General features: G+C 69.3%; 10 protein-coding genes and 3 pseudogenes. 9 read left to right on the top strand and 4 right to left on the bottom strand.

Annotation, left to right across the window (positions count from 1 at the left end):
• The first annotated feature begins 29 nt into the window (after nt 1-29).
• Nucleotides 30-3,389: a DISARM system SNF2-like helicase DrmD gene (gene drmD, locus ACSU6M_RS17815; protein WP_437070731.1), complete on the top strand. Its 3,360-nt coding sequence runs from the start codon at nt 30-32 to the stop codon at nt 3,387-3,389.
• A complete protein-coding gene (locus ACSU6M_RS17810; RefSeq protein WP_437070730.1) occupies nt 3,389-7,564 on the top strand; it encodes an Eco57I restriction-modification methylase domain-containing protein in 4,176 nt (1,391 codons plus the stop codon). The genes drmD and ACSU6M_RS17810 overlap by 1 nt, the downstream gene beginning before the upstream one ends.
• A 61-nt stretch (nt 7,565-7,625) precedes the next feature.
• Here the strand turns inward: ACSU6M_RS17810 and ACSU6M_RS17805 are convergent.
• Both ACSU6M_RS17805 and ACSU6M_RS17800 read right to left on the bottom strand, forming a co-directional pair.
• A pseudogene (locus ACSU6M_RS17805) lies at nt 7,626-7,751 on the bottom strand (DUF397 domain-containing protein); the annotation flags it as partial.
• 2 nt (nt 7,752-7,753) lie between these two features.
• Nucleotides 7,754-7,994: pseudogene (locus ACSU6M_RS17800) on the bottom strand (helix-turn-helix domain-containing protein); the annotation flags it as partial.
• A gap of 153 nt (nt 7,995-8,147) precedes the next feature.
• Here ACSU6M_RS17800 and ACSU6M_RS17795 point away from each other — a divergent pair.
• The 4 genes and pseudogenes from ACSU6M_RS17795 to ACSU6M_RS17780 all read left to right on the top strand — a co-directional run bounded on the left by ACSU6M_RS17795 (nt 8,148) and on the right by ACSU6M_RS17780 (nt 10,375).
• Nucleotides 8,148-8,692: pseudogene (locus tag ACSU6M_RS17795) on the top strand (ATP-binding protein).
• A 149-nt stretch (nt 8,693-8,841) separates the two neighbouring features.
• Nucleotides 8,842-9,711 (top strand): helix-turn-helix domain-containing protein, encoded by an 870-nt coding sequence (locus tag ACSU6M_RS17790; protein ID WP_437070729.1) that lies wholly within the window; start codon nt 8,842-8,844, stop codon nt 9,709-9,711.
• Nucleotides 9,712-9,773: 62 nt separating this feature from the next.
• Nucleotides 9,774-10,121: a hypothetical protein gene (locus ACSU6M_RS17785; protein ID WP_437070728.1), complete on the top strand. Its 348-nt coding sequence runs from the start codon at nt 9,774-9,776 to the stop codon at nt 10,119-10,121.
• Nucleotides 10,118-10,375, top strand: coding sequence for a hypothetical protein (locus tag ACSU6M_RS17780; RefSeq protein ID WP_437070727.1), 258 nt, complete (start codon nt 10,118-10,120; stop codon nt 10,373-10,375). Before ACSU6M_RS17785 ends, ACSU6M_RS17780 begins: the two co-directional genes overlap by 4 nt.
• Nucleotides 10,376-10,410: 35 nt before the next feature.
• Here ACSU6M_RS17780 and ACSU6M_RS17775 read toward each other — a convergent pair whose 3' ends face one another.
• Nucleotides 10,411-11,607 carry a hypothetical protein gene (locus ACSU6M_RS17775; protein WP_437070726.1) on the bottom strand — a complete coding sequence of 399 codons (1,197 nt, stop codon included), beginning with the start codon at nt 11,605-11,607 and terminating at the stop codon, nt 10,411-10,413.
• Nucleotides 11,607-12,248, bottom strand: coding sequence for a DUF4365 domain-containing protein (locus ACSU6M_RS17770; protein ID WP_437070725.1), 642 nt, complete (start codon nt 12,246-12,248; stop codon nt 11,607-11,609). The genes ACSU6M_RS17775 and ACSU6M_RS17770 overlap by 1 nt, the downstream gene beginning before the upstream one ends.
• Nucleotides 12,249-12,485: 237 nt before the next feature.
• On the opposite strand from ACSU6M_RS17770, the gene drmA reads away from it, so the two are divergent.
• The 3 genes from drmA to drmC are packed head-to-tail and all read left to right on the top strand — an operon-like array spanning nt 12,486 to nt 18,777.
• On the top strand, nt 12,486-16,106 hold the full coding sequence (gene drmA / locus ACSU6M_RS17765) for a DISARM system helicase DrmA (RefSeq protein WP_437070724.1): 3,621 nt from the start codon (nt 12,486-12,488) through the stop codon (nt 16,104-16,106).
• A complete protein-coding gene (gene drmB / locus ACSU6M_RS17760) occupies nt 16,103-17,959 on the top strand; it encodes a DrmB family protein (protein WP_437070723.1) in 1,857 nt (618 codons plus the stop codon). Before drmA ends, drmB begins: the two co-directional genes overlap by 4 nt.
• Nucleotides 17,941-18,777 carry a DISARM system phospholipase D-like protein DrmC gene (gene drmC, locus ACSU6M_RS17755; RefSeq protein WP_437070722.1) on the top strand — a complete coding sequence of 279 codons (837 nt, stop codon included), beginning with the start codon at nt 17,941-17,943 and terminating at the stop codon, nt 18,775-18,777. Before drmB ends, drmC begins: the two co-directional genes overlap by 19 nt.
• Nucleotides 18,778-18,831: the final 54 nt, after the last annotated feature.

Below are 18,831 nucleotides of genomic sequence, written 5' to 3'. Positions count from 1 at the left end.
GATGCGCACGTCGATCAGCTGATGCCCCGATGTGTCCCGGGAGTCTCGCACCGACCCCCGGGACACACTGCACGGCGCCTTGCCCCCGCCTAGACTTCTACAACAGCTGGGGAGTGAGTTGTTCGGAGAGCTGGGGGACGAGCGCCATGGTCATGCAGTCGGCGAATCCGGACGTGACAAGTTCCTCGGTTCCGGCCCCGGGCCAGCGCGTCACCGTACGGAACCGCCCCTGGGTGGTGACCGATGTCCTCCGCTCGACCGCCGCGAGCGATGATCCCGCACGCGCCGCGGAAGCCTCCCCCAGCCACCTGATCACCCTGTCCTCGCTGGAGAGCGACGGCCGGGATGAGGAACTGCGGGTGGTCTGGGAGCTCGAGCAGGCCACGGACGTCCACGACCAGTACGAGCTGCCCTCGCCCCGTGACGGCTTCGACGAGCCGGGCCGCCTGGACGCCTTCCTGGACGCGGTGCGCTGGGGTGCCATCGCCTCCGCCGACAAGACGGCCCTCCAGGCGCCGTTCCGCTCAGGCGTCGAGATCCAGGACTACCAACTGGACCCGGTGGTCCGCGCCCTGTCCATGCCCCGCACCAACTTGCTGATCGCGGACGACGTCGGCCTGGGCAAGACGGTCGAGGCCGGTCTGGTGATGCAAGAGCTGATGCTGCGCCACCGCGCCCGCTCCATGCTGATCGTCTGCCCCGCCGGGCTGACGCTCCAGTGGCGGGACGAGATGCGGGACAAGTTCGGCCTGGACTTCCGCATCGTCAACACCAGGATGCTGCGTGACCTGCGCCGGTCGGCCGGGCTGTACGCCAACCCGTGGACCCACCACCCGCGTCTCATTGTCTCGATCGACTGGCTGAAGCGCGAGCGCCCGCTGCGCATGCTGCGGGAACTGCTGCCGCCAGTGCCGGAGTACCCGCGTGCCTTCGACCTGCTGGTCGTGGACGAGGTGCACACATGCGCGCCGTCGGGCACCGGGAAATACGCCGTGGACTCGCAGCGCACCCGAGCAGTGAAACTGCTCGCGCCACACTGCGAGCACCGCCTCTTCCTCTCCGCGACCCCGCACAACGGCTACCTGGAGTCCTTCACCGCGCTCCTGGAACTTCTCGACGACCACCGGTTCGCCCGTGGCGTCAAGCCCTCCGAGGAGCAACTGCGCCGGGTGATGGTGCGCCGCATGAAGTCGGACCTGCCGCCGCTGTGGAACGGCAAGCCGCGCTTCCCCCAGCGCGTGCCGCACGCGCTGGAGGTCGACTACAGCGACGCGGCGCGGGAGGCGTACGCGAAGCTCGCGGAGTACGCGCGCTCGCGTCGCAACGGCCAGGGGGACGGGAAAGCCGGCCGGACGGCCGCCGACTTCGTGACGACCTTGCTGAAGAAGCGCTTCCTGTCGTCGCCGAAGGCGTTCGCGGAGACGATCAGCACCCACCTGGAGACGATGACGTCCCGGAAGGAGGGGCCCGCGGAAGAGCCAGCTCCGAGTGTCCGGGTGCTGCGGCCCCTGATCGACGGGGTCGAAGAGGCCGAGGAAGAGAACGAACAGGAGCAGGCCGAGGCGGCGGCACGGGCCCTGACCGCCGCCCGCCAGGCCATGCGCCCCCTCACCGACCACGAGCACAAGCTGCTCAAAGAACTCGACGCCTGGGCCGTGGACGCCGGAAAGCGGCCGGACGCCAAGTTCGCCCGCTTCAGGGAGTGGCTGGACGAGATCGTCTGCCCCGACGGCCCGCTGGGCGACTGGAAGCCCAAGCGGGTGATCATCTTCACCGAGTACCGCGACACCCAGCGCTGGTTGTACGGGCAACTCATCGCCGCCGGGTATCCGGCGGAGCGGATCGCGCAGCTCTACGGCGGTCAGGACCAGGACGAGCGGGAGCAGGTCAAGCAGGTCTTCCAGGAGAGCCCCGACCTGTCCCCGGTCCGGATCCTGCTCGGCACGGACGCGGCCAGCGAGGGCATCAACCTGCAGGCGCACTGCCACCGGGTGCTGCACTGGGAGATCCCGTGGAATCCCAACCGGCTGGAGCAGCGCAACGGCCGCGTGGACCGGCACGGGCAGAAGGCCGAGCAGGTCGACGTATACCACTTCGTGCCGCGCGGCTGGCAGGGCTTCGACCCGGCCCACGACCACCACACGGACTCCGGCTACGACGACGGAGCCCTGGAGGACGAGCTGCATTTCCTCGCCGTCGCCGCCCGCAAGACCGAGCGGATCCGTGAGGACCTGGGCAGTGCGGGCGAGGTGATCGCCGCGCAGGTCGAGCAGAAAATGCTGGGCCGGCGTTCGAATTGGACCACCGCGGACGCCGAGATCACCAAGCGGTCCGGCAAGGCCGTCCTGAAGGTCGAGCGCGATCTCGCCCGCGACCTGGAGCGCCTGGTGGACGCCCTCACGGACAGCCGCCACCAGCTGCACCTGACCCCGGAGACCGTCGAGCGAGTCGTACGTACGGGTCTGTTGCTCGCTCACCGCAAGGACCTGACCGAGGTCCCCGACCCCAAGCCGGAGCGGGGCGCCCGCTGCTTCCGGCTGCCCGAGCTGCCCGGCGCCTGGGCGCGCGCCCGCAACGACGGCCTGCGCCACCCGCTCACCGGTAAGGAGCGCCCGGTCGTCTTCGACGAGGCGGAGGCCCGCGACCGCACGGACGTGGTCCACATGCACCTGGGGCACCGACTGGTGCAGATGTGCCTGCGGCTGCTGCGGGCCGAGCTGTGGTCGAGCGGCCCGGGGGCGCACTTGTCCCGGGTGACGGCCCGGGTGGTGCCGGACGGTGCGCTGCGGCAACCGGCGGTGGTCGCGCACGGCCGTGTGGTCATCACCGGCAGCGGTGGAACGCGGCTGCACGAGGAGGTCATCACAGCGGGCGGGCTGATCGAGGGGGGCAAGTTCACCGCGGCGAAGATGGAGGACGTCGACGGGTGGCTGGCGGAGGCCACGGAGGAATTGCCGGCCGAGGGTGTCCTCACCGAGCTGACCGGCCTCTGGCCGCAGCTGGAGGACCGTCTCGCGCGTGCTCTGAACAACCGGGCGAACCGGCGCTTCCGCTCCCTTGAGACAATGCTCGCCGAACGCTGCGAGCAGGAGGTCGAGGGCATGCGTGCGGTCCTGGAGGACCTCGGTCGCTCGATCCGGGCGCGTCTCGACGACTCCGGGCACTGGCAGCAGGAGTCGCTCTTCGACATCGACGACGAGCGCCGTCAGCTGCGTGCCGACCGTGAGGCGCTCCTGGAGCGGCTGCGGAGGCTGCCGCAGGTGACGGAGACGGAGACCGCCGCGCTGCGCCGCCGCTGGTCCGACCCGTCGCCCCGCTGGTTCCCGGTCGCCGTGACCTTCCTCGTCCCCCGCTCCCTCTCCGCCACCGCCCGCCAGGAGAACCACTGATGCCGACCGCCGCCCGTACCGCCAGGAAGGTCCCGCCGAAGGGCTCGGTCCCCACCCCCGCCCAGCAGCACGAGGACTGGCTGCGGCTGCTGCGGCCCGACGGCCCGTTCCTCTCGCTGCCGGTGCTGGTCGGCTCGTTCCCGCAGGGCCTGGACACGATCCCGCCGGAGACGTGGGCGAGGCTGCGGCAGGCTTGGGCGGAAGTCCAGGAGGACCCGGCGCTGCTGCGGTCCGCGTGGGAGCAGTTCGTGCTGGCGGAGCTGCTGGGCTGGCGGGCGCCCGGCCTGCGCGAGGGCACGGCGATCCCCGAGTCGCTGCGCGCCGGCGCGAACACGCCTGACGCGGTCCTGGTCGGCCCCGGTCGGTCCGGCGGGCTGGCCCCGCGCGCCCTGTTCTTCCGCACGGACGACTGGGAGGGCCCCCTCAACCGCCCGCGCGGCGAACAGCCGGGCCTCGCCGACCGCGCGGCCGAGCTGTGCCGCGCCCGCGAGGTGCCGCTCGCCCTGCTGACCAACGGCCGCGAGTGGGCCCTGGTGCACGCCCGCCCGAAGGAAGCGACGACCATCGCCGTCTTCGACGCGGACCTGTGGGCCGAGGAACCGATCCTCGCCCGCGCCTTCACGAGCCTGCTCACCGCGAGCCGCGTGGTCCGCCCACCCTTGGACGCGGACGGCAAGCCAACCGACTCGACGGCGGGCCTGTTCGCCCGTACCGCCGAGGCCCAGTCCGAGGTCACCGACACCCTCGGCCGCCAGGTGCGGGAGGCGGTGTCCCTGCTGGTGGCGGAGCTGTCCCGGCTGGACAGGGAGTCGGGCGGCGAGCTGTTGCGGGGCGTCCCGGCCAAGCAGGTCTACGAGGGCGCGCTCACGGTCATGATGCGCCTGGTCTTCCTCCTCTACGCCGAGGAGCAGCGCCTGCTCCCCTCCGGGGACGAGCTCTACGACGCCTCGTACGCCGTCGGCCCCCTCCACGACGAGTTGGCGAAGGCGCAGAGCCTGCACGGCGACGAGTTGGGCGACCGGGTCGAGGCGACCTGGCCGCGACTGCTCGCCGTCTTCGCCGCGATCCACGGCGGCAGCACGCACGACCAGCTCTGGATCCCGCCCTACGGCGGCTCGCTCTTCGACCCGTCGCGCTTCCCTTGGCTGGTCCCCGCCAAGGTCACGGACCGGGTGGTGTTCGAGATCCTCGACGCCCTCCTCACCCTGCGCGCCCGCAAAGGCTTCAAGGGCAAGGAGCGCCTGTCCTACAAGGGCCTGGACGTCGAGCAGATCGGCCACGTCTACGAAGGTCTGCTGGAGTACGGCTGCCACTGGGCGGAGGAGCCGTACGTCGGGGTCTCCTTCGGCCGGGACCGCAAGTACGAGGCGGTGCTGCCGCTGGCCCGCCTGGAGGAGTGGGAGGCGGCCGGAACGCTCGCCGAGCAGGTGGCGGCGGCTTCCGGGACGAAGCCAGCCACGGTGGAGGCGGCTCAGGCCAAGTCCGGCACGGTGACGGTCGAGCTGGAGACGGCGTGCGGCAGTGACACGGCGCTCGTCGAACGGGCGGTGGCCTTCTCCGGCCTGTACGGCACGGACCTGCGGGGCGAGCCGAAGGTGTGGCCGGCGGGCTCGGTCATCGTGGTCCGCTCCGGCAACCGGCGGGACACCGGCACGCATTACACGCCGAAGGCGCTGGCGGAGGAGGTCGTCGAGCACACGCTGGCCCCACTGTGCTTCTCACCCGGCCCGGCGGAGGGTGCGGAGCCCGGTGTCTGGCAGCCGAAGAAGGCCGAGGAGCTGCTGAAGCTGCGGGTACTGGACCCGGCGATGGGTTCGGGCGCGTTCCTGGTGTCGGCGTGCCGGTACCTGGCGGACCGAGTGGTGGAGGCGTGGCTCCGCGAGCCGGAGCTCCCGCAGGAGATCGCCAAGGACGTGGACCGGGACGACCGCGAGCAACTGCACCAGATTGCCCGGCGGTTGGTGGCCGACCAGTGCCTGTACGGCGTCGACCGCGACCCCATGGCCGTGGAGCTGGCCAAGTTGTCGCTATGGCTGGTGACGCTGGCGAAGGGTCGGCCGTTCTCGTTCCTGGACCACGCGCTGCGGTGCGGGGACTCGCTGATCGGCGTCATCGACGTGCGTCAGGTCCGGCAGTTCCATCTGGACTGGCAGGACCGGCAGTTGAGCCCAGAGGTCGCGCGGGCGCTGGAGGGTACCGAGTCGCTGCTGTCCCGGGCGGCCGAGCTGCGGCGGCAGATCGAGTCGACGGCGGTCACGGACATCCGGGTGGTGCGGGAGAAGTCCGAGCTGCTGGCGCAGGCGGAAACCCTGAGCGGCAAGCTGCGGTTGGCCGCGGACGCGGTGGTGGGCGCCGCCCTGGCCGCCGAGGGCATCTCCGACGAGGAGGCGTCCGAGATCTCCGGTGAGGAGAACGTGGGCGGGGCGCGGGGGGCTGCGCGGTTCCGGGACGCCAAGGAGGACGCGAAGAGCCGGGCCTACCGCAACCGGCTGGAGGCCGTGGCGGGGCTGGTCGCTACCGCGCTGGGGGACGACGAGGTCGCGGCCGAGGCTGCGGCTGCGCAGGCGCGGGAAATCGTGGAGGGGTGGCTGAAGGGGCCTCGGGCTGAGGCTGTTCGGCCGCTGCACTGGCCGTTGGAGTTTCCCGAGGTCATGGGGGTGGGGGGTGCTGCTGGGTTTGATGCGGTGGTGGGGAATCCGCCGTTTGTGGGCGGACAGAAGCTGACGGGGGCGTTGGGGCAGGACTATCGGGAGTACCTGGTCAATCGGATTGGGGGCGGGAAGCGGGGGAGCGCAGACCTATGCTCGTACTTCCTGCTGCGGTACCTGTCTTTGGCTCCGGGGCGCCGTACGGGGATCATCGCCACGAACACGATCGCCCAGGGTGATACGCGTGAGGTGGGGCTCGATCAGGCAACGGCGGATGGCTGGACGCTATACCGGGCAGTGAAGTCGCAGCCGTGGTCCGGGACAGCTGCCGTCGTGGTATCGCTGCTTTGGTTGGCCAGGAAGGTCGGACAGAGCGAGGCTCCCGTGCTGGACGGCAACGACGTACGGGGGATTACGCCAGCGCTGGATCCTGCATCACGGGTGTCAGGACAGCCCTATCGGTTGGTGGCCAACGAGGCGCAGTCGTACCAGGGATCGAATGTGCTCGGCAAGGGATTCATCCTCGCACCAGAGGAGGCTCAGGCACTCATCACCAAGGATCCACGAAACGCCGAGGTTTTGTTCCCCTACCTCAACGGCGAGGACCTGAATCAACGTCCACAGTCTGCTGCAAGCCGTTGGGTCATCAACTTTCGTGACTGGCCGCAGGAGAAAGCGGCGGAGTACCCGGATGCATTCGCGATCGTGGAGCGGGATGTAAAGCCAGAGCGCGCGAAGAACAACAACAAGCAGCGCCGGGAGATCTGGTGGCGATTCACACGTCCAGCGATTGACCTGTACGAGGCGATCGCTGGCCTGGAGCAGGTAGTAGTGATCGCTCTGGTAAGCAAGACTGCCACGCCTGTACGTCAGCCGACAGGACAAGTCTTCTCCCACATGCTCGGAGTGTTCGCAACGGACTCAGCCGCTGAGCTGGCTGTCCTGTCCAGCTCCTTCCACTACTGGTGGGCTATTCACCGGGCATCGAGCCTCAAGGGCGATCTTCGCTATACCCCCTCCGATGTTTACGAGACTTTCCCTCGACCCGATCAAACCCCACGCCTCCTTGCGAGCGGGGAGGCGCTGGAGAGCACGCAGCGAGCGGTCATGTCCAGCCGCGTCATGGGCCTCACCTCGCTCTACAACCGTGTGCACACCGAATCCGAAACTCACACCGACATCCAGGCGGTCCGACACAGCCACGTCGAGGTGGACCAAGCGACGGCCGATGCCTACGGTTGGACTGATATCGATCTAAAGCACGGTTTCTACGAAACCCGCCAGGGACCACGCTTTACTATCGCTCCAGATGTCCAGACCGAGATCCTGGACCGGCTCCTGGAGCTGAACCATGCTCGCTACAAGGAAGAGGTGGAGAAGGGCCTGCACACGCCGGAGGCCAAGCGGCGGCGTGCTGCTGCTCGTAAGGCCAAGGCGAAGGCTCGGGCCGCCGCGAGGAACTCCAGCGCCGCTCAAGAAGGCTTCGATGACGGCGCGCTGTTCGCTGATGCCGACGCCCTCTTCTGAACCGTACGGCAATGCCCCGAACCCGGTGACGATCACGTGCGGGGCATGTTCAGTCGGGAGGTCAGCTCCCGGACGCGTACGCCACGAAGTCCGCCCACGTCTCTGGCGCAAGGGCGAGGCGGGGACTGGCATCCCGGTACTTGGAGTCGCGGACGTGGATGGTGGCGGGGGTGGTAGCGACCTCGACGCGTCCAGGAACTCGGGCCGGGGAATCCGCTTGCCGCTCTTGATCTTGTAGACGAGGTCCTCGCCGTACCCGACGGCCTTCCCGAAGTCGCCGGCCCGCATTCCCACGGCCTCTCGCCGCAGCTTCACCTGCCGCCCCACGGTGGCCACCACCGCCACACCCCACTCGTCGTCCGGGTCCCACCTCCCACCCCGGCTCGTCAGCCTCGGTCCTGAGCTGCCGAACCTCGCCGTCCACCGACATGCGCGCCCCTCCGTCGAACCGTCTCGTCCCAGCCGCGCCGTACCCGTACGTCCCGGCCCGACAAGCCCGGACACCACCGGACAAGCACTGGACAGTGACCGTACGCAACCGCGTCACCCTTCACGGAAGGCACATCCGGCCACGCTGAGTGACGTGAATCGGAGCTCCCCCAACCCGGCCGCCGTTATCCGCAACTTCAGCGTGCTGCTGTCCCCCACACCCCGGGGCACCCGCCTCGCCCGCCTGCTCGCCACGGAACAACTGCGCACGTAGGGCATCCCCCTGGACCCGGCGCAGCTCATCGTGGCCGAGCTGGCCAACACGCCGCCACCCACGGCCGCGTCCCCGGCCGGAACTTCCGATTCCTGCTCTACATCGTCGGCCGGACCCTCCGCATCGAGGTGACGGACACGCGCGGTGACCAGCTTCCACAGCGCCGGCCCGCCGGCTCGATCGCGGAAACCGGCCGCGGCCTGACCCTCGCAGCGACCCTCGCCGACCGCTGGGGAGTCGTCCCCGGCCTGCCACCCCGCAAGACGGTCTGGGCCGAACTCGCCCTCCCCGCCCCACAGTCACCGGAGCATGAACCCCCACGCTCCGGCCAGACCTGCGCTCCCTATGAACCACCCATTGAGGAGAAAGAACCCCGCCAAGCCCCACCCCTCCCTCCCGCCGGGCAAACTCACTCCCGCGAGTGAATATGCCCAAGTGAGCTGGATTCGGGACCGGTTGCCTGCCCTACGCTCAGCCCAGCAGTACGCACACAACCCCAGACATGCGACGGCCCTCGCCGGGACTGGCATCCCAATGCGAGGGCCTGACCACCGAGGAAGATTGGCCCTTCCCGATGGACACCAAAAACCCTAGCGCGCCCGCGCGCGCCCAGTCCCGTATCCCGGGCAAAAACCACCCCGCGGGGCACCTCACCTCCGGCGTCGTCCACGACCACGTCCGCCACACCGAGAACTTCACGGTGATCGGCAACGACCTGGCCCAGCACCCGGAGCTGTCCCTGCTGGCCATCGGGCTGGCCTGCTACATCCAGTCCGTCCGACCGGGCACCGCCGTCGACATCAAGACCCTCGCCGCCCGCTTCCCCGAGGGCCCCACCCGGATCGCCGCAGCCCTGCGGGAACTCGAAACCCACGGCTACCTGCGCCGCAGCCGCGAGCGCACGGCCACCGGCCGGATCGTCACCCGCACGGTCTCCTGCAACAGGCCCGGCCACCGCGCCGCCCGGGAGACGGCCACCCGCAGGTCCACCGTCCGGCGCACGGCCGCCGACGAGCCCGCGCCCCGCAAGCGCCTCCCCGCCGTACCCCAGCCCTCGTACCCGGCCCCCGCCCTCCTCCAGTCAGCCGTCGACGTCCTCGCCGGCCTGCGCCGCCACGACCCCCGCCTGCTCCTCTCCTCCACGGACGCCGAGCACCTCGCACCCGGCGTCGCCGCCTGGCTGGAACGCGACCTCACCCCCACCGCCGTACGCCACGCCCTGACCGACAACCTGCCGAACGAGCCGCTGTTCCGCCCCGCCGCCCTTCTCGCCCACCGCCTGGCCGCCCAGCTCCCGCCCCCGCCACCGTTCCGGCCCCCGGCTGCCCCGGCCCCCGAGCCCCGCCACCCCCTCCAGACCTGCGGCGGTTGCGACCGCGCCTTCCGGGCTCCGGCTCCCGGTCGCTGCCGTGACTGCCGCACTGAACCCAGCGAGGCCGTATGAGCACATGGACACTCGGCCCGGCGACGCCGGATACCCTGGCAGAGGTACTCCTGGAGGACACCATGAGCACACTGCCCGAGCACGGACGCGAGCTGATCCCCCGCCCCGAGCAGACGCCCGAGGCTCTGCGCACGGCGCTCGCCGCCGTGGCTCCGGGCCGCCTAGCGGAGATGCAGACCACGAAGGACGAGGCGTTCGCCAAAGCCGTCGAGTGGCAGTCCCTGAGCCCCGTGCAGAGCTGGGTTCTCCGCTGGGCTCGGGACATCGAGATCGCCCGCCGCCCCGACCTGTCCGCCCGCCTCGAGCACGCGCAGAGCAGGCTGGAGGACGACGACCCCGCCACTGCCGAAGAAGCACTCCGGGAGATCACCGCCGTACTGGACGAAGCGATGAAGGCAGTGCGCGGTTGAGCTGGAAGTGGGAGTACGCCTTCGGCACGGAGGAGGCCGCCCGCAGGGCCCCCGCCGACTTCCTCGCTCAGGTGGAACGGAAGGCGGACGAGCTGGTCAGAGCCGCTGAAGCACTCCACCTCCACGGCCGGGCCCACCAAGGCCTCGATCCGAAGGGCGCCGACGTCATCGCGCCCGGCGGCATGTTCAGGTACCAGATTGTCGTACGCAGCGAGCGGGTCTACGTCGTACAGCTCACCTACCTCGGTTTCTGAAGCCAGCCGCCACAAGCTCCCTCCTGCCGCGCCGGCTACTCCGGCCGCACCACGAACGCCGAGATCTCCCGCATCCGCACGCCCGTGCCCCGCGGCTCCAGGTCCCCCGTCACCGTGACCTCCCAGCCGTCCCGCCAGGCATCTGCGGCCCGGTCGATGTCCTCTGCACGTAGCTCCACCCGGACGCTGCGCTGACGCCGGTCCTCGTCGTGCAGGAAGGATCCGAAGATCGTGGCCTCCCGCGGGTTCACATCCCGGTGCAGCTTCTTCACCACCCCGTGCAGGACCGCGCCCTCTTCCCGGCCCAGCCGCTCGCGCAGGTCCTGCGCCACTGCCTCCAGCGCGATCGTGTGACGCCGGCTGATCGACACCGGTGGGGAGGGCTGCTCCATCGGGCGTTCCGACGACCACGCGAAGGACAGTGAGAAGTCACGGCGCTCCTCGCCCGCCATCTTCACCAGCGCCTCACACAGGTTCGCGGACAGACCGGCACTCGCCATGTGCTCCACGTGCGGCACGGAGTCCTCGGCCAGGGCCATCTGGGCGGCTTGATGCGCGCAGGCAACGCCCGCGTACAGCATCCGGGAGACTCTGCGGGCGAACGGCTCCGGCCGCTGCGCGGCCAGCGCCCTCTGCCGGGTCAGCTCGGTCTCGTCGAAAAGGGATCCCTGGCCCCTGCGGTCGGCCATGCCGTGGGGCCCCTCCGGCAAGGGGACATGAGCGGCGATGACGTAACTGCCGACGCGGGTCTGATCCAGACGAACGGCCGCCACGTGATCCTTTACCGACTGCGGCTTCTGCGCGGGCTGCACGGCCCGGGGACCGAGCGCCGAGGACGCCGCCGCCGTGTGCAGATCCTTCAAGCCTGTGAGCGCCGAAACGAGGTCGACAAGAGGCGCTGTGCCCGACGGGCCGGGCGGGAGCAGTCGGAGAAACTGCCAATCCACCGGCGGCAGCCGCATCTCCCGCAGGATTTCGCCTGCCGGTCGCGCCTCCACGACGGCCAGCGTCTCCAGGATGTCGGCGACCCGGCCTGCATAGTCCCGCCGTTTCCGCACTGGCACCAGCAATTCGTACGGCGGGCCCGGCTCGTCGCGCGGCCTCCACTCCCACAGCTCGGCACCCGACAGGTCCCGCTCCGCGCTCCAGCCCTTTTCGCTCAGATAGCGTCGGACGACTTCCGGTGCAAGGGTCTCGGCCTGTTTGAACTCCGCGTCGGTGATCACCGTCATCACACCCCCACCAGCTCCCGGTAGTCCTCAGCGAACAGGTCGTGCAAGGAGTCGACGGTCAGAAGGTTGGCACGGGGGATGTAGACCGTACGCGTACCGGTGCTCGACTTGCCGTCCAGGTCGACGGGCTCCTGATCGTGCAGGCACAGCCAGTACGCGGCATGGCTCAAGCGCAGGCGTTCCTCCGTGGCGTGCGACCAGGTGAACGGGTCCGCCGGAGCCAGGACGAGGAACAAGAAGCGAGGCATCTCGTAGTCGGAGCCGGCCAGATGGTTGTAGTTCTTCACCTTGAGCGGGTAACGGATGTGATCGTCCTGGACGTCAGGGGACGACGTGCACTTGACCTGCGCCTCAATGGCCGGAAACTTGCGGGTTCCCCGTCGGCCTGCGTACCCCAACTGCCAGTCGACTCCGACCCGGTCCCGCTCCTTGCGGGTCACGTCGAGGTTGGCAGCCGTGGCCAGCATGCGGATGAACTCCTCGCCGAACGCACCACGGTGGCCGTTGTCACCAAAGCCCGTCGACCCTTGCGCCCAGCCCGGTGGGGGTGCGCCGTTCGCATGAACGCCACTGAGGCCGGACAGGTGTTTCAGAAGATCGTTCGACTGATGCGGGATGCCATTGGTTGCGCTGTCTGTCATCTGCCCCCGCTCACCCCGAAACCCCTGCGCGCGGCGCCCGCGGTCCTCGTGTGCGTGCCTTACCCCTGAGCGACGCACGGTAACGAAGGTCACACCGTCGGCCAACACGCATGATCGAAATCAGGCCGTGAGCGATCCCGCGGGGACTCTCCGGGAGCGCCGGGTACCCGTGGCAGTTGATCGCCTTCCGCGAGGAAGTCCGTTCACGATGTCAGTGCGCGCGCCTAATCTGGCCCCGTGACCCAACAGCCTCTCGTCAACCCCGATCCCGAGCCGGCCTCCACTCCCGGTGGGGCGGTGCTGTCCGCTCCCACTCCCCAGCAACTGCGCGACAAGCTCGCCGAGCTGGTCGTGCGGGATCTCCTGGGCCCCACCGGGGACGAGCTGGAGGAGTTGTCGGAGGGCAATCCGCTGGACCACTACATCATCGGGCGGCTGGCCCCGGGTGGTCTGCGGGACGAGGACGGCGCCGGTCTGAAGACCGTCGGCAAGGTCGTCGAGCCCGAGACTCTGGAGGAACCGGGCATGGCGCCCGAGCAGGAGCCGGAGGCCGGGGATCCTGACCCCTCCGCGCCGTCCATGCCGAGCCTGCACCCTTCGACGCTGGGACTGACCCTGCGGGTGGACCGGCAGGTCGAGGAACTGACGGTCGACTGCTCCTGGGGGCGCTACGAGCGCGGGGAGTCGGAGATCGAGGGGAACCACAGGCGGGTCTGGCGTCGGGTGCCCTGCTCGGGCACGGTCACCGTAAAGCTGGCGGAGGGGAAGCTGACCGCCCAGCCCGTGCATCCACGGGACTTCCCGCACATCGTGGTACGCGGCCGGGCCCGGCTGCACGCGGGCTCCTGGCTGGTCTCCCTGTTCCTCGTCAACGGGCAGGAGAACAAGTCGGGCTGCACCCACTGGATGTTCCAGGCCTCGATGACCGTGGCCGGCGCCTCCGGCACGGCGCCCTTCCTGCCCCGCCGGGCCGTCGAGCTGCCCGGCGACGACCATGACGAGCGGCGCTCGCTCGCCATGACCTACCGCTTCCACCCCGAGTTCGCCGTGGGTCACGGCACTGGAGTGCATGCCGAAGCCGATCCGACCGATCCCCGGCGAGCCGTGCGCCTGTCCACGACGGCCACACCGTCCTACGAGATCCCCCATACCGACGTCCCCGACCCCCGCCGTGACCGGCGCGACGAGGACCTGCCGGAACTCAGGGACCTCGTGCTGGACATGCGCGAATTGAGCGGCCTGGAGGCCGTCCCCCTCCGAGCCGCCCTGCTGCCGCTCGTCGACGGGTACCGCGCCTGGATCGACCGCCAGAGGCAGTCGGTCGACGACCCCACCGTCGGCCTGGACGCCTACCGGGCCGAAGCCATGGAAAACCTGCGCCGAGCCGGTGTGGCGGCCGACCGCATCCAGGCGGGCATCGACGTGTTGCGGGACGACCCGGAGGCCCTCGACGCCTTCCGGTTCGCCAACCGCGCCATGTGGCACCAGCGCGTGAACACCATCGCCGCGAGCAGTCGGCGCCGGTCGGCGACCATGTCCCTTGAGGAAGCGGTTCGGGCGGCCGACCTGCCCCAGAACCGTAGCTGGCGCCCCTTCCAGTTGGCCTTCCTCCTGCTCAACCTGCCCTCGCTGGCCGATCCGGCCCATCCCGAGCGAGCCGACGACGGTAGCGCCCTGGCCGACCTCCTGTGGTTCCCCACGGGTGGCGGCAAGACCGAGGCGTACCTCGGCCTCACCGCGTTCACCCTCGCCATCCGGCGCCGCAAGCCCCACCTGGGCGGCCTCGACGCCGAGCACGGCGTCGCCGTGATCATGCGATACACACTGCGTCTGCTCACCATCCAGCAGTTCCAGCGCGCCGCCGCACTGATCTGCGCCTGCGAGGTGATCCGCCGCGAGGCGCCCGACCGGTGGGGGACCAATCCCTTCCGGATCGGTCTGTGGGTGGGTGGCAGGGTCACCCCCAACACCACGGATCAGGCCGAGGAATGGGTCAAGGAGCGAAAGAAGGACAAGGGCTACAGCGGCTTCGGACGCACCGGTTCCCCGCACCAGCTCACCAGTTGTCCTTGGTGCGGCGCGAAGATGGAGGCAGGCCGCGACATCACCGTAGAGAAGACCCTGCGCCGCACACTCATCACCTGTCCCGACGCTTTCGAGTGTCCCTTCGGAGCCTCAACCTTCGGAGCGCCCGCCGACGAGAGAGGACTGCCGATCCTCGTCGTGGACGAGGAGATCTACCGTCTCCCGCCCAGTCTCGTCATCGCCACCGTCGACAAGTTCGCCCAGTTGCCCTGGAAGGGCGAGACTCAGGCTCTGTTCGGCCAGGTGTCCCGCCGGTGCACACGCCACGGCTACGTCACGCCGTCCGCCGTCGACGCGGAATGGGAATCCTCCAGTCACCCGCCGAGCAATGGTCATCCGGCCGCTTCCACCGTCGATGCGATCCGTGTCCGTCCACCGGACCTGATCGTCCAGGACGAGCTGCACCTCATCTCCGGTCCTCTGGGTTCTCTCACCGGGTTGTACGAGACCGCCGTAGATCGGCTCTCCACCTGGGAACCCGCGCCCGGTCGTACGGTGCGGCCCAAGGTCATCGCCTCCACCGCCACCGTCCGCCGCGCCGACCGGCAGATCCACGACCTCTTCGCCCGCAGGACCGCCGTCTTCCCGCCGTCCGGGCTCGACGCCGACGACACGTTCTTCGCACGACGCCGGGACACGGGCGAGACACCCGGGCGTCGGTACGTGGGCATCTGCGCACAGGGTGTGCGAACCAAGTCTGTGGCGATCAGAGTGTTCGTGGCGCAACTCGGCGCGGCGCAGTACCTCTACAACACCTACGGACCGAGCGAGCTCACCGACCCTTACATGACACTGGTCGGCTACTTCAACAGTCTGCGCGATCTCGGAGGCATGCGACGGCTCGTCGAGGACGACGTGTCGGCCAGGCTGCTTCGGGCGGACCGACGGGGACTCGCCACGCGCTACGTCGATGAACTGGCCGAGCTCACCAGCCGCATGGCCTCGGATGCCATTCCGGACATTCTGGCAAAGCTCGACATAAGCTTCGGCCGTCGGTCCAAGGGGGCGCCTCGGCCCATCGACGTCCTGCTCGCCACCAACATGATCGCGGTCGGTGTGGACGTCTCCCGGCTGGGAGTCATGGTGGTGAACAACCAGCCCAAATCGACCGCGGAGTACATCCAGGCCACGAGCCGCGTCGGCCGTCGAGCACCGGGGCTCGTCTTCACGGTCCTCAACTGGGCCCGGCCACGCGACCTCTCGCACTACGAGACCTTCGAGTCCTTCCACGCCACCATCTACCAGCATGTGGAGGCCCTGTCCGTCACGCCATTCGCTGACCGCGCCGTCGACCGTGGCCTGACGGGCGTCCTCGCCTCCCTCGTCCGCAACCTCAAGCCCGACTACAACCCCAACCGTGGCGCCCAGTGGGTGGACCGCCGTGGCGAAGTCGTCAGCCATGCCGTGCGCTCCCTGGAACTACGCGCCCGAGACGTTCTGGCCGACCGGCACGCCGCCGACGAGGTACGTACCCGGCTCGACGCCCGCCTCGATTACTGGGAGCAAAAACGGCGATCTCCCGGCGCCGTCCTCGGTTACCGGGCAGCCAAGCGCCAGGGTGACGTCGCCCCGCTGCTGCTGGAGCCGGACAGCGGCCCGTGGCGACTGATGACCTGCCCGACGTCGTTGCGTGAGGTCGAGCCACCGATCAGGCTGATCTTCGCGGGAGGGACGGCACCGGAGCCGGAAGAGGAACCGCCCTACGTGCCACGGCAGCAGGAAGAGGACGGCACGGCGGCCAGCGCCGACGAAGACCCCTGGGAGAGGACATGAGCAGCCCCACCACCCAAGCACTCCGCGTGGGCGAGCTGCGACCCAGCCAGCTCCTGCACACGTACGGCATCGGTGCCGTCACCGACCTGCCGAACCTCTCGACCATGGTCATGGGCCTCGACGACTGGGACCCGGTCCGCGCCCGTGTCCTGACCGAGGACCGTCTCCTGGCCGCAGTACGCCGCCGCCTCGGCGGCACGGTCACCGCGCTGCGTACCCCGCCCCACCTGCCGGAGAACCCCGCCGACCCGTACGGCGACTGGACCCGGACAGGAGTACCGGTCGGTCTGTTCCCCCGGTGGCTTCGCTGCTCGCGCGAGCGGTGCAACCAGTTGGCCCCCGCCTCCAGCGGCCTCTTCCAGCTCCGCCCGAATGTCTACCGGCCGGAGAAGACCAAGTACGTCCACACCAACTGCGGCGGACCGGGCAAGGGCCAGCCGACGGCGCTTCCCGCCAGATTCCTGGTCGCCTGCAAAGACGGGCACATGGACGACTTTCCGTGGGTGTACTTCGTCCACGGGGGTGGCGCCCCCTGTGACAACCCCACCTTGAGTCTGACCGAGTCGGGCACCACCGGCGAGGCGGCCAATGTTTTCGTCCGCTGCATGTGCGGGGCGGTCCGCTCCATGGCGGACGCCATCGGTCAGGCCGGCGAGCGCAACCTGCCCGCGTGCCGCGGCCATCACCCGCACCTCGGCACCTTTGCCCCCGGTGGTTGCCGGGAGTACGCACGGACCATGGTGCTGGGCGCCACGAACAGCTGGTTCGCCTCCCAGCTGAAGGTGTTCAGCATTCCCCGTGCCGAAGAGCCGCTCACTCAGGCGGTCAAGGAGCACTGGAGCCTGCTCTCCCCACTCGCCGCTGTCCCCGCGGACGCCGCGAAGATGCTGCTCCCCACACAGGCATGTTGGCCCGAACTGGAGCAGTACGGGGCGGACGCGGTGTGGACGGCCATTACGCGAGAGGCTCAGGCGGCCACCGATGAACCGGACGATGACGACGAGGAGTTCGACCTCATCACACCCGAGTGGCGGGCCTTCACTCAACCCCGCGACCATGCCTTGCCGGACTTCACCACCGTGCGCGAGCGGCATGTGCCCGACGGAACAACCGACTGGCTGGACAGCGTGGTTCTCGTCCACCGACTACGTGAGGTTTCGGCACTCACCGGCTTCACCCGGATCGAGGCTCCCGAGTGGCTGCCCGACGAGGAGGTGCGGACCCGCACGGGGGCACCCCTGAGCCGCAACGACCCCACGTGGGTTCCCTGTGCCGAGCTGCGGGGTGAGGGGGTGTTTCTGGCGCTCAGGGAGCGGCCCCTCTCGGAATGGGAGCAACGTGAAGCAGTACTTGCCCGGGAGAAGATCCTCAAGGACGCACACCACGACTGGTGCCTGGCCCGCGGCGTGGAGCCGCGCTGGCCAGGGATCAGGTACGTGCTCCTGCACACCCTGGCCCACGTGCTGATCCGCCAGTTCGCCCTGGACTGCGGCTACGGCGCCTCTGGCATAGCCGAGCGGATCTACGCTCGCTCCGGCCCAGACCCGATGTCGGGGATTCTGCTGTACACCGCTGCTCCTGACAGCGAGGGAACTCTGGGCGGCCTGGTCTCGCTCGGACGTCGTGACCGCCTTGGTCCGGCGATCGCCCAAGCCTTGGAAGAAGCGAAGTTGTGCAGCTCAGACCCCATGTGTGCCGAACATGACCCGCGCATCCATGCCCGGTTGCACGGGGCGGCCTGCCATGCGTGCCTCTTCGCGGCGGAGACGTCCTGCGAGCGAGGCAACCACTACCTTGACCGGGCCCTGCTGGTGGAGACACTCGCAGACGACATGTGCGCGTTTATGCGGTGAACGGGCCGAAAGAGATACCGGATCGGGAGGCACCGAATACACCGTCGCCGAGCCCGGCCGGCGTGCCGAAAGCTCGGAGCGGCGCGTCGGCGCGACGGCTTCCTCAGCTCCTGGGTGCCCTCTGCGAACGGCTTCCAGAAGACCGGGTCGTGACTGTGGAGCAGATCTTTGAAATGGCCGCCGGGCCCGATGACGTCCTCGTGAGCCGCTTCATCGCGGCCCAACCCGCCGCCGGCCTCGCTCACCAACTGGCCGAAATCACCCATGTCTGGCGAACTGAGGCTCCCGGCGTGACCGGTGCGGCACTGGCGCTGGCTCTCGCCACGGCCCGCTCTTCTCCACGGCCGAAACCCGCTCAAGTCGTGATCAGCGGGCCCCTGAGTGCGTCGGTCCCGGCACGACTGACCAGTGAGGTCGTGATCGAGGTGATCCGGTCAGCAGCCACCTCCCTCCTGATCGCCAGCTTCGCCGCATACGGTGCTCGAGACGTCGTGGCAGAGATAGGTGATGCGGTCGGCCGAGGCGTTCAGGTGGACCTCCTTCTGGAGGAGTCCACCCAGGCCTCGGCAGCCTTCGGGAAGCTTCCCAAGGAGGTGCAGGTCTGGCACCGGGAGGGAGCACAGGGCGTACTTCACGCCAAGCTGATCGCGGCCGATCGGCACACCGCGTTCCTGGGCAGTGCCAACATCACCGACCGTGCATTCTTCGAGAACATCGAACTCGGCGTACTGCTACGTGACCCCCGCCTTGTAGAACCTCTCGTCGAGCACTTCCACTGGCTGCTGAATCCCGCGAACGGGATCATGCGCCGTGCATAAACCCGGCGCAGTCATGGGCGATCCGAACGCAGTACGTGGCGCGCTGATCCACCG

It is taken from the genome of Streptomyces sp. enrichment culture (assembly GCF_964272895.1).
Lineage (GTDB): Bacteria > Actinomycetota > Actinomycetes > Streptomycetales > Streptomycetaceae > Streptomyces.
The sequence above is the reverse complement of the archived record's forward strand: the minus strand, read 5'-3'. Positions and strand labels throughout refer to the sequence as shown.

Bases quoted from the DNA above. Each gene is read 5' to 3' on its own strand.
- drmD (WP_437070731.1), top strand. From the start codon at position 30: ATGTGTCCCGGGAGTCTCGCACCGACCCCCGGGACACACTGCACGGCG.
- ACSU6M_RS17810 (WP_437070730.1), top strand. From the start codon at position 3,389: ATGCCGACCGCCGCCCGTACCGCCAGGAAGGTCCCGCCGAAGGGCTCG.
- ACSU6M_RS17790 (WP_437070729.1), top strand. From the start codon at position 8,842: ATGGACACCAAAAACCCTAGCGCGCCCGCGCGCGCCCAGTCCCGTATC.
- ACSU6M_RS17785 (WP_437070728.1), top strand. From the start codon at position 9,774: ATGAGCACACTGCCCGAGCACGGACGCGAGCTGATCCCCCGCCCCGAG.
- ACSU6M_RS17775 (WP_437070726.1), bottom strand. From the start codon at position 11,607: ATGACGGTGATCACCGACGCGGAGTTCAAACAGGCCGAGACCCTTGCA.
- ACSU6M_RS17770 (WP_437070725.1), bottom strand. From the start codon at position 12,248: ATGACAGACAGCGCAACCAATGGCATCCCGCATCAGTCGAACGATCTT.
- drmB (WP_437070723.1), top strand. From the start codon at position 16,103: ATGAGCAGCCCCACCACCCAAGCACTCCGCGTGGGCGAGCTGCGACCC.